Source organism: Paenibacillus sp. P3E (assembly GCF_001909045.1).
In the GTDB taxonomy this organism is placed as follows: Bacteria; Bacillota; Bacilli; order Paenibacillales; family Paenibacillaceae; genus Paenibacillus_AQ; species Paenibacillus_AQ helianthi.
Map to the genome: position 1 here is coordinate 1 of NZ_LVWH01000035.1, position 8,418 is coordinate 8,418.

The 8,418-nt window shown below is 41.8% G+C and carries 14 protein-coding genes; 10 read left to right on the forward strand and 4 right to left on the reverse strand.

Features of this window, described 5'->3' with window-relative positions; genetic code table 11:
• Window positions 1-682: 682 nt before the first annotated feature.
• From A3842_RS05295 to A3842_RS05320, 8 genes are all read left to right on the forward strand, one after another.
• On the forward strand, window positions 683-1,126 hold the full coding sequence (locus tag A3842_RS05295; protein WP_143186167.1) for a hypothetical protein: 444 nt from the start codon (window positions 683-685) through the stop codon (window positions 1,124-1,126).
• Entirely contained in the window at window positions 1,119-1,649 is a 531-nt protein-coding gene (locus A3842_RS05300; RefSeq protein WP_074100694.1) for an accessory gene regulator B family protein, read from the forward strand. The genes A3842_RS05295 and A3842_RS05300 overlap by 8 nt, the downstream gene beginning before the upstream one ends.
• Window positions 1,646-1,780, forward strand: coding sequence for a cyclic lactone autoinducer peptide (locus A3842_RS05305; RefSeq protein ID WP_083609489.1), 135 nt, complete (start codon window positions 1,646-1,648; stop codon window positions 1,778-1,780). The genes A3842_RS05300 and A3842_RS05305 overlap by 4 nt, the downstream gene beginning before the upstream one ends.
• 12 nt (window positions 1,781-1,792) lie before the next feature.
• Window positions 1,793-2,173: a LytTR family transcriptional regulator DNA-binding domain-containing protein gene (locus A3842_RS33710; protein WP_074100695.1), complete on the forward strand. Its 381-nt coding sequence runs from the start codon at window positions 1,793-1,795 to the stop codon at window positions 2,171-2,173.
• Window positions 2,174-2,588: 415 nt separating this feature from the next.
• Window positions 2,589-2,843 (forward strand): hypothetical protein, encoded by a 255-nt coding sequence (locus A3842_RS05315; protein WP_074100696.1) that lies wholly within the window; start codon window positions 2,589-2,591, stop codon window positions 2,841-2,843.
• Window positions 2,844-2,948: 105 nt separating this feature from the next.
• Entirely contained in the window at window positions 2,949-3,074 is a 126-nt protein-coding gene (locus A3842_RS33205) for a hypothetical protein (protein WP_256701529.1), read from the forward strand.
• Entirely contained in the window at window positions 3,058-3,213 is a 156-nt protein-coding gene (locus A3842_RS32380) for a hypothetical protein (protein ID WP_178382296.1), read from the forward strand. The genes A3842_RS33205 and A3842_RS32380 overlap by 17 nt, the downstream gene beginning before the upstream one ends.
• Window position 3,214: 1 nt before the next feature.
• Window positions 3,215-3,451 carry a hypothetical protein gene (locus A3842_RS05320; RefSeq protein WP_256701530.1) on the forward strand — a complete coding sequence of 79 codons (237 nt, stop codon included), beginning with the start codon at window positions 3,215-3,217 and terminating at the stop codon, window positions 3,449-3,451.
• Between the two features lie 796 nt (window positions 3,452-4,247).
• Here A3842_RS05320 and A3842_RS32385 read toward each other — a convergent pair.
• The 4 genes from A3842_RS32385 to A3842_RS05340 all read right to left on the reverse strand — a co-directional run bounded on the left by A3842_RS32385 (window position 4,248) and on the right by A3842_RS05340 (window position 6,380).
• The gene (locus tag A3842_RS32385) at window positions 4,248-4,430 is read right to left on the reverse strand and encodes a hypothetical protein (RefSeq protein ID WP_074100697.1); all 183 of its coding nucleotides are present in this window, start codon (window positions 4,428-4,430) and stop codon (window positions 4,248-4,250) included.
• Between the two features lie 440 nt (window positions 4,431-4,870).
• The gene (locus A3842_RS05330) at window positions 4,871-5,227 is read right to left on the reverse strand and encodes a hypothetical protein (RefSeq protein WP_074100698.1); all 357 of its coding nucleotides are present in this window, start codon (window positions 5,225-5,227) and stop codon (window positions 4,871-4,873) included.
• A 178-nt stretch (window positions 5,228-5,405) separates the two neighbouring features.
• Window positions 5,406-5,594 carry a helix-turn-helix domain-containing protein gene (locus A3842_RS05335; protein ID WP_074100699.1) on the reverse strand — a complete coding sequence of 63 codons (189 nt, stop codon included), beginning with the start codon at window positions 5,592-5,594 and terminating at the stop codon, window positions 5,406-5,408.
• 276 nt (window positions 5,595-5,870) lie between these two features.
• Window positions 5,871-6,380 (reverse strand): DUF1572 family protein, encoded by a 510-nt coding sequence (locus A3842_RS05340; protein ID WP_074100700.1) that lies wholly within the window; start codon window positions 6,378-6,380, stop codon window positions 5,871-5,873.
• Between the two features lie 539 nt (window positions 6,381-6,919).
• Between A3842_RS05340 and A3842_RS05345 the strand changes: the two genes are divergently transcribed.
• Together A3842_RS05345 and A3842_RS05350 are read left to right on the forward strand one after the other, a co-directional pair.
• Window positions 6,920-7,129 (forward strand): hypothetical protein, encoded by a 210-nt coding sequence (locus A3842_RS05345; protein ID WP_074100701.1) that lies wholly within the window; start codon window positions 6,920-6,922, stop codon window positions 7,127-7,129.
• Window positions 7,126-7,443, forward strand: a complete 318-nt coding sequence (locus tag A3842_RS05350) for a hypothetical protein (protein WP_074100702.1) — start codon at window positions 7,126-7,128, stop codon at window positions 7,441-7,443. Before A3842_RS05345 ends, A3842_RS05350 begins: the two co-directional genes overlap by 4 nt.
• The last annotated feature ends 975 nt before the right edge of the window (window positions 7,444-8,418 follow it).

Here is an 8,418-nt window from a genome sequence, read left to right on the forward strand (position 1 = left end):
TCATAAATTTGATATAAATGTATAAATTTATTAGGAAATCAATAAGGCAGTAACCAGTTCTAACCGCCCCCGACTCACCTTGTCCTTCTCTGTAGCTCATGAGACATACCGGTTGCTTCGATTCTTACACGGTTCCGGTAATGCTGCCACTCTAGGAACAAGAGAACGCTGCCTGTTATGCTCTCCCCTGCGGCGTTCCTGCAGATGCCCGCCTATAAATTATTGAACCCCTTATTTTTGACCCTATCTCAAAAATTGACACCCGACGGGCGGCGGCCGCCGGAGATTATCAAGGCATTTAAAGTCCTAGCCTTCTTAGCCTTTTCCTCAGCGGCCTCCTTATCTTTTCCCATGCTTCCAATCGCACCAATACCCCCTGAAATGATAATTTATAACAAAAAAAGTCTATCAAATACAGGGAAATATTGCTATACGAGATTAGGTCTAAGGATATATAATTATATCGAAAGATTACTGTGTAGGCGGTGTAGTTATGTCCTGGGAGCCTTTTGGATATATGGTGTTTTCGACGATTGAGACAATTTCTGTATATTGTCTAATAATGTCGCTATTCCGGTTTAGATTCCAAAGTTACATTTGGCAGGCCTTGTTCATGGTGTTATTAATCAATCTACAGAGTTACATAATGAGAAATGAGTTTTCACTTTCGTATCTCGTCCCATTGATAACTATTTTGCTATTTGCCGTCTTTTTTACAGTGGTTGTAAGAATACCATTGATTTGGTCGGTGATTGTTACAGTACTGGGTTACGTGGTCTATGCGTTTCTACAAACGGGTCTGGCAAAGCTATTGTTCGGATCAATCGCAATTGCTCAGAAAGATATTTCGGACGGGTATTTGCTGCAGTTTGCAAGCGGATTTATAATCATACTGCTCTCAATATGGCTTTATAAAATTGGCTGGGGATTCAAGTTCGATTTTGAGCGATTACGCTTTAAATTTGAGGATGTGCTGATGATCATGCTAATTAGCATCTTCCTGGTCTTCGTTTCGGTGGTGTTTTATTATAACGATTTGCTTGTCAACATACTTTTTTTTGCTGCAGTGATGGTATTTTTACTCTACTATGCAGTTCACAAGGAGGCAGAGGAAGACATTGATTGACGCTATTTCTACAAGATTGGCAACTGGGATTAAGAATACAGTATCGGATCATCCAGCTTCTCATGCGGTGCTTAAGTTTGCTATTGCTGTGATTCTCAATGTATCATTCATCATTTTACTGACCCTTGTAGTATCACTGTTCACTGGACGAACGGCTGAAGTTGGGCTGATATTGATTTCCTTCGCATTACTGCGACAAGTATCAGGTGGTATGCATCTCAAATCTGGGACGGCATGTGTATTGTTTACCACTTTGTTATTTACACTCTTATCCTATGTGAATGTAAGCAACATGTATGTCGAGATAATGAACGTGGTGAGCCTCACACTTGTTTTATGGCTGGCTCCTATTGGAATAGAGCGGCAGACCCGGATTCCAAAGCGTCACTGGACAAAACTTAAGATTATTGCAGCGGCGTTGATTGTATCTAATATCGTACTTTGTTCCCCTGTGATCGCAGCTAGTTTCCTTGCTCAATCCATTAGTTTGTTAATTTCTTGGAGGGGGGTTAAATCATTATGATTAATTTACACCGTAAAACTGTTTACAAGTTGGCATCTACTCTTTTGGCGGTGGCTACAATTCTTGTTACTACGACTGCTAGTATCGTATATATCAATCAGCCAGAAGTGCCTGATGAACTGCTGAAATAGTTGGAGGTAAGTATGTGTACTATAAGCGCAACTAAAGATGTAGAAGGTCGATCAGGGCTCGTGCCTGTAAGAGGGGATGATATAATATTCCTTGGTACTAATAGTTCGTCAAGCACCATACTATTGCACACTTTAGACTCTGTATTTTACACAACCGGCACGCTTAAATATTGGACAAGGGTGTTAAATGCGTCAGGGTATACTTTCTACTTGGCTGATCGCAATAATAGTATAAATATCCAGAACATCGTGGAAATCAATGACTTATTGAAGGTCGCTTACTTCGAGCGAGAACGGACGAAGGATTCAAAATATTGCACGATGTCAAAAAGCGGAATTAAAAAAGTTTGTCAACTTGTGAGAGAATCAAAATCATCAGTAGTGTTTAATTGATAGCTATCCTTCGGGGTAGCTATTTTTTTGTGCATAGGATATCCAGCAAATTGTAGATATCGGAGAAAGGGAAACCTATGAACTCCTTAACTCCAATCAATTTCATATCGTACGTGTTGGCCGAATGATCAAGGTATCTCAGGATGTCTTTCTAAAATGGCTGGAGGGATAATAAATAAGTGGTGCCAAAATCGGCACCACTTTTACTTTAGTCTACTAGAGGACACCCAAATGGCACCATTATATAAGTAGAGTCTCTATGCCAACATTCTGACAAAAGGAAAAAGCCTTGATAACCAAGGCTTTTCACGTATAGGACGGATGGGGTTCGAACCCATGACCCCTACCCTGTACTCGGCCGGGATCGCATATACCATGTTCTTTCCTTCGGTGGCGGCACGCAGTCCTCACACCTGTGGAGCAGCACCTTCAAGAAATTATCCATTATGACTACATCATATTTTCGGACACCGAAGCCGGGCCTCAGTTCATTCATGAACAGGTTGCCTGGTGGCAGCAGTGGCAGAAGGCCTGCGGGAATACGACTCCGTTTCTTATCACCCATCACAGCAGCATGGAGTGCGGGCTGGAGGAAATGCTGATGGGGTACATTCATACAGACTATCAGCGTTTCCAGATGCCAGTATACTGCAGCACGCTGGACCCGTAACCGGGGAGATTGAGGGTGCAGCCGGGATGATGCCCCGATTATTCCCGTCAAGCAGGCGGCCCGCCGGGCGGTGATGGAACTGCAGGGGCTGGAGTACCGGCAGAGATGCTGGACAACATCGGATTCATTATTGATATCGGCTTCAGCTATGACGAGATCCGCCGGATCAACACCAGCCAGTCGCCGCAGAAAGAGGCTCATGCCCTACTCTGCAATGAGCCAGGGATTTAAGGGCAAGCCCTGGTATAACTTCGACCCTGACACATCCGTCTGCCGGATCGGTAAGCAGGCTGCAGGTCGGCAACTGGACGGGAGAACATGGGATGAGTTTCCGGAAGGGAAGAAGACAGATGCCTTGACTCAATTTTAAAATGTGGAAGGCAAAATCCCGCGATAGGGGTTACTTCTCCGAATTCACGGACGGCAGAGGGGTATCTACTCAATCATGGTGGAGCAGTCCCCAGATGAGTATTGACTATGCTGGACCCGAATATCTCATTAATCGTCACCCTAACGTGCGCAATGCACGACACAACTCCTTTTTTAAAGAGCAGTACAAGTTGGAGATGGCACGGATTAAGGACGAGGAAGGGGAGACACAGCCATAACACAAGTAAAGGTTATGGGGTATACAGTTGTCGATGAAAATCCAGAGTTTTGGAGAAGCGCACACTACTGGGTTTTGGTTGAACCGCTGGAAGGAAGGTAGCAAATAGGACGTGATAATGAAAGCGAAGCTTGAGCTGATGCTCCAGACTACTGCACTGACCCTGCTGCCTCTTAGAGGTACAGGCAAAGGCTATAGAGGTAGATCCACTTCAATTTGTTGAGAACATGGCGGATGTTATGCAAGATAAAATGTCGACAGTAATACACTGGACAAACTATGACGTTGCAAACATGTTAAACGCCACCCCCCGAGAGAGGGCAGAGGCGGCATATATAACGATACAACAAATTAACGGACAGTAGACGTATACAGTGCAGGATTCAATAAAATTCACACAATAAAGAGCCCCTTACGGAGCGAATGGAACATTTAAGAAGATATATCGAATTATGAAGAAAGCGATGATAAACAGAACGGCCAGTCCCAGAAGAGAGGAAATGATAATTTTATCTGAGCGTTTATATTTACTCATCAAGGTCACCTCATCATTTTTCCCTAAATAATACCATATCTAAGAAATTAGTGCTTAGTGAAAGTCTGCAGCTGTTGCGCAGTACGAAGAAATGATGCATTAGGGCCGTCTGGCTGGCCACCATCCGACTGAATAACCCAGCAACGCGGGAGCCGAACCAGATCATTAAGGGAGTAGGAGTATCCTCCTCTCCCAAAGGAAGAGGAGACACAAACTGTGAAGGAGGAAGCTGGAAAATGATATCTAAATGTAAAGGGTTGAGTTAACTATCCAACTTGTTTGTTGATGTCTTTAATGTTTGTGCAGCCTCATCTAGATAGATATCTAAAAAAGTACCATCAGTAAATTTAATAACCACAGCATTAGTAGTGATGGCGAGATCTTCAATCGTCCTACCTTTCAGTTGTTCAGGTATAACTTTGAAATTAGTCGATTCCACATTCATCAAATCCTTTCATTGATTACACATCTTAGTAACCGGTAATAAGTATATAAAAATTATATTAGTCTAACCCTTCTCATAATAAAATTACGAAGATACCGGACAATAGACGCAAATTGCACATTAGGGAAGAGAAGGTTGTTTTGATAACGAAATAGTGTAATTATTACTTGGTAATTTTCTTGTAAGTGATACCTTGACAATGATGATTCCTAATGTGAGATAGAAAATCCCGCCTACTCCAATCAACATGAATTGTACTAAGTTCATTGTTAACACCGCCTTTGTTTGATTTTATAATTAAATGTTAATATTTTCAAGTTGCGAGGTTGCTGAGTGCTATTCATTCGACCGAGATTTGAACAGTACGAGAGTACCGGACCGTTGACGCATACTGCGAAGAAAGCAGGTTACGTTTCTCCTATCGCTTTCAGGTTATTAGACTATAGTTCGTTAATCGCTTGAACAACTAGTTCCAACGCTTTAAGTCTTCTTTCTAAAAGCGTTCTTTGTGGACTACCGATCTTTGACTTAGCATAACTGTTCTCAACTGATGGGGTTAAACCAATAAAAACTTTGCGGGCCTCTACTAAATCTTCATGTGTGTATTGATGAGGTTTTTGATTCCAGACTTTTTCTAGAATAGCTAAGCCGATGTAAACAGCATTAAGTCGTTTCTTTACTAGGGTAGTACTAGCGCCATTTTGAGTCATCTGGGACAAGGCGTTCTCGAGTTTTTTGATTGTAGATTGCAAAGATCTTATTGATTCCAATTTTTCTACATTAGATACATCTTCCATGTATATACTGTCCTTTCTTCGCTTCTAAATTATTATATTGGGCACTGTGTTCCAATAGGTCCTACTTTTTTATCTATTGATTTCACTGTATCAATTAAGAAACGCTTAGCGAGCAAAAGTGGATTTGATGAACAGTACGAAGATATAGCGCGCAGTAACAAAAAAAGGCTTAGCGGCTTTAGCTAAGCAGAGTAACTAAATCATATTCTATGAAATCTTTCTGTTTGTTAGGTGAACATGGTTTGACTCTAGAAGGGTTTTTAGGAATTAGTCCACACAATTCTTTCATATGTGCAATCCAACAAGTTTGAGCGGTATAGCCATATTCCTTTTTAATATACTCAGCAATTTGTTTATAAGTAACCAAATTTCCACCTCCATGTAGAACAGAATACATGAAAGATAACATGAGGTAAATCACATTTCGAGGATATAGCACACATAAGGGAGTAGGAGTAACCCTACTCTCCCAAAGAAAGAGTAGACGCATACTGCTCACTAGCGAATTCCAAAAGAGCTCGTTTTGAAGGTTCCAATATAAAAACCAACTGCTGTCTTAAACCTGAAAAATAAAGTCCTAGACTACTGTTGGTTTATTGAATTAACGTTCCCCGTTTGTTTGCGGAATCCATCTTATATTTTGTTAATCATAGTTCCAGGTAAGCTGCCCTTTTCTAATTTTTGCAGCATAGATAATTTGACCTGTATGAAAATGGATCTCTCTAAACATTGCCACGATAAGATTCAAAGCCGTTGTCTCGTTGTTCACCTGGCTGTATGTAAGGGGCGGAAGATTAAGAAAGGGTTGGGACATTAGTAACTCAGGAGTGGACCTAAGCTGCTCAAGATAATCTATTAGAATATCAAAAGAGACTCTGGTCTTTGTTATCGCTTCTTCTTTAGACATCATTAGCCCTTTCTCAAATTCCTGGTCTCTGTCTCTTGTGTCAGGGACATTCAGAAGAATGGTTTCAATTCGTGAGTGCACTGCACCTCTTATATGAGCGACTAAGTTTGCGATGCTGTTACTATCCGGTGTCGGGGAGGAAGTAATATCCTCTTCAGACAACTGTTCAATCGCTTGGAGTGTCCATTTCTTCTCTGACCTGAACTTTACTAACATGCTTTCCATAAGCTCTAAGGCGATTTCCATTTAACGTCCTCCAATCAAAATTGTTCATCTGTAAAATAATAGCAAACAAACGCTCCCCTGCACTATATCAATTAGCACAATGCTAAACTGTCCGTTAATACCCTTGACAGTCTAGTACTTTATTTCCTCAGTCTAGTACTTATTTTCTTTTGACAGAAATAGTTCCGTTAGATGATGCACAGTACGTAAACATGACGCACTAGGCCGATAGGCCACCAATCGACTGAATAAACCTAGCCGGAGGCGGGGGCCGTATATCGGCTCTCCCCTATAACAAGGAGGATATAACCGTATGGACCCATTGCGAGAGGTAGGGAAATTACTTAACAGGGCCGGGCTTTGGGAAACAAGATCAAAACGAGCATCTCTCAAGGGAGATTATGATCGGGCAGGAAAATTAAGAAATCGTTTCAACTTGCAGCTAAGGCTAGAAGAATCGAAGGAAAATACCGAGAGGAGGTAAACCACCAATGACCCAAACACCCCGGGACCGCACCCTTTACCCAGATACCCCAGCACCCAAGGAGGGCGAATAGATCGTGCTTGAATCTATGCTGCGTGGTTATCTGGAAAAGGTGGAAGAGATCAGAACGCAGTTTTTGGACACTGATGGAACAGGCTGGTCACCGAAGGACTTAAAGCATTATGTCGATGCAATTGACCCAGAAACTGCAAAACAATTGTTAAGGCACTACATCGTTTCTGAGTGGATGCGAAAAATTGAGATTGAGGAAGGAGATAACCAATGACACAACAACACTCCTGTTTTAATTGCCATCACATCATTGATGATTGCGAATATGGAGACTACGGTTCTACTCTATCAATACACTGGGACTGCGGAAAGCGTGGAGAGGAGCTACCAGAAGATGCAGACTTTCCGTTCGATCCCGCGCCGAAAGAATGCTTCAGGTTGGATTTCTGGCACAGCGAGTTTTGTTTAGAACTGGAAGATGGCAGTCAAGAAGAAATGAGCCGGGCATATGCCAAATACGAGGAATGGTGTAAGCAGGAATATGCTGCTGTTGGGCCGCAGGCCTCCGTAGCGACCGAATCAGCTTAGCGTAGCGGAGGCCGACACAGGTCTGGTACTTAACTTATAAGGGGGCATAGACCCTACACATTTAGGTATAAGGGGGAGAAGAGGAATGGATAAAAATTTTCCGTACAAATAGCTCCCTAATGTATTGAAGGTAGCCCACCAAGTACTTACTCTGGGAGGAGTGATTTTTTTTGACTCTAAGATAGGTACGATAAAAGACTTTGTTTCATCAGACAAAGAACCATATGCATTCATTTCAGCTGTAGAGACTCTTAAAACCGGGAATAAGTACCCATAAAACCCCTTCTTTCTACATTTGATTACAATAATACTAGTCCTATTGTCATATTCTAGGGAAGGAATATCGTTCGCCCAACTATCGACATAGTTAGAATAATAATTAATTAGTGAGTAAACTAGAGAATTAGAGGGAACTTGAGGCGTATTATACTCATTATCACGTTTGGTGATTTTGACTCTGATTTAAGCAGCAATGTAAAATGTTCTTGTTCTCCTTTGTAACAAAGTACGTAAAGATTTTAAGCAAAGAGCGTAGCGCATTTGCTGCGGATGCGGAGCGGACGCCGTTCTATAGATCAGATTGTTTGCACATTGAACTGAATACATATTCCGAAGTCGCTCATTAATTGGGCGGCTTTTTTATATTGGGGGAATTGATTTGAAGAAGAAGCAACAGCAGAGGAACTTAAAAGATCCGCCTCAGCAGCCGGCTAAGTGTAAGGGATGTATATGGGGGCACTGGGAGGGGACTGCACAGTTTTGTTCCAGGGTGAAATGCCAGAAGGGAAAAACTCCCTAAATGTCGAACTTCCGTATTAGGAGGTGAGATAATGAGAGCAGAAATCAGCACTCTGGATTTAGAAGATACGAAAATCCCGTTAAATAACTTGGCTTTGTCTAGCGATAAAAAAGAAATATTAGATATTTATAAAAAAATTGAATCCGGGGAAGTGCAAAATCAAGATTATATTAGGC

Excerpts from the sequence above, each read along its gene's own strand:
- A3842_RS05305 (WP_083609489.1), top strand. The coding sequence starts at position 1,646 with ATGATTAATTTACACCGTAAAACTGTTTACAAGTTGGCATCTACTCTT.
- A3842_RS33710 (WP_074100695.1), top strand. The coding sequence starts at position 1,793 with ATGTGTACTATAAGCGCAACTAAAGATGTAGAAGGTCGATCAGGGCTC.
- A3842_RS33205 (WP_256701529.1), top strand. The coding sequence starts at position 2,949 with ATGCTGGACAACATCGGATTCATTATTGATATCGGCTTCAGCTATGAC.
- A3842_RS32380 (WP_178382296.1), top strand. The coding sequence starts at position 3,058 with ATGAGCCAGGGATTTAAGGGCAAGCCCTGGTATAACTTCGACCCTGAC.
- A3842_RS05320 (WP_256701530.1), top strand. The coding sequence starts at position 3,215 with ATGTGGAAGGCAAAATCCCGCGATAGGGGTTACTTCTCCGAATTCACG.
- A3842_RS32385 (WP_074100697.1), bottom strand. The coding sequence starts at position 4,430 with ATGAATGTGGAATCGACTAATTTCAAAGTTATACCTGAACAACTGAAA.
- A3842_RS05330 (WP_074100698.1), bottom strand. The coding sequence starts at position 5,227 with ATGGAAGATGTATCTAATGTAGAAAAATTGGAATCAATAAGATCTTTG.
- A3842_RS05340 (WP_074100700.1), bottom strand. The coding sequence starts at position 6,380 with ATGGAAATCGCCTTAGAGCTTATGGAAAGCATGTTAGTAAAGTTCAGG.
- A3842_RS05350 (WP_074100702.1), top strand. The coding sequence starts at position 7,126 with ATGACACAACAACACTCCTGTTTTAATTGCCATCACATCATTGATGAT.